Raw genomic sequence first — 957 nt, forward strand, 5'->3', positions numbered from 1 at the left:
TGCGCTCGATGTCGTCGCGATGGCGATGGTTGTCGCGGGTGACGACGACCGCCTTGGCCGGGCCCGCGCGCGCGGCGCGGTCTCCGGGCGTAGCTGACGACATCGCGCGCGGCTCGCGGGCCCGGCCGGGCCACCAGCGTCGCTGCGCGGCGGGGCCGGCCGAGGGCGCCGTCGTCGTCTCCGTTGTTGCAGTCTTCGTCGTCGTCGTGCCGAGGATCTCGAGCGTCGCGCGGCGCAGCTGCGTCACCACCGGGCCGTGGACGCGCACCGCGTAGTCCTGCTTGGCCTCGGGACCGAAATCGATCAGGTGGTCGGCCGAGAAATTGATGCCGCCGATGAAGCCGGTCGTCCCATCGACGACGACGATCTTGCGATGCAGCCGCCGGAACGGCTTCAGGCGGCGCGACAGGCGCGGTGGCGGATCGAAGACGTGCAGCCGCACGCCGGCCTCGGTGAGGCCGCGGACGAAGCCTTCGGACAGCTCCGGCGACCCGAAGCCGTCCACCGTCATGTCCACGCGCACGCCGCGCCGGGCGGCGGCGATCAGCACCTCGCGCAAGGCCAGGCCGACCTTGTCCTCGAACAGGATGAAGGTCTCGATCAGCACCTCCTCGCGGGCCGACTCGATCGCGGCGAAGACGGCGGGGAAGTACTCCTCGCCGTTCTCGAGCAGCTCGATGCGGTTGCCCTCGGTCCAGTCCGGACGCTTCATAGGCGGATCTCCGCGGCCAGCGGCGCATGGTCCGACAGGTGCGACCAGGGCCGGCGCGGCAGCACGATCGGATGCTGCACCGAGGCGCCGCGCACATAGATCCGGTCCAGCGGCAGCAGCGGGAAACGCGCCGGGAAGGTGCGTGCGGCCGCGCCGTAGGACTTGACGAAGACCTCGGCCAGTCCCGCGCAGCGGCTCAGCATGCGGTGGGCGCGCTGGCGCCAGTCGTTGAAGTCGCCGGCCAC

The 957-nt window shown here is 71.7% G+C and carries 1 protein-coding gene and 1 pseudogene; both read right to left on the reverse strand.

Features of this window, described 5'->3' with window-relative positions; genetic code table 11:
• A partial coding sequence (clsB, locus tag FUT87_RS26660) for a cardiolipin synthase ClsB (RefSeq protein WP_147242933.1) occupies positions 1–712 on the reverse strand: 712 nt, incomplete at its 3' end.
• Positions 709–957, reverse strand: a pseudogene (locus FUT87_RS26665) (EEP domain-containing protein); the annotation flags it as partial. The pseudogene FUT87_RS26665 and the gene clsB, both read right to left, overlap by 4 nt.

It is taken from the genome of Mitsuaria sp. TWR114, from assembly GCF_007997345.1.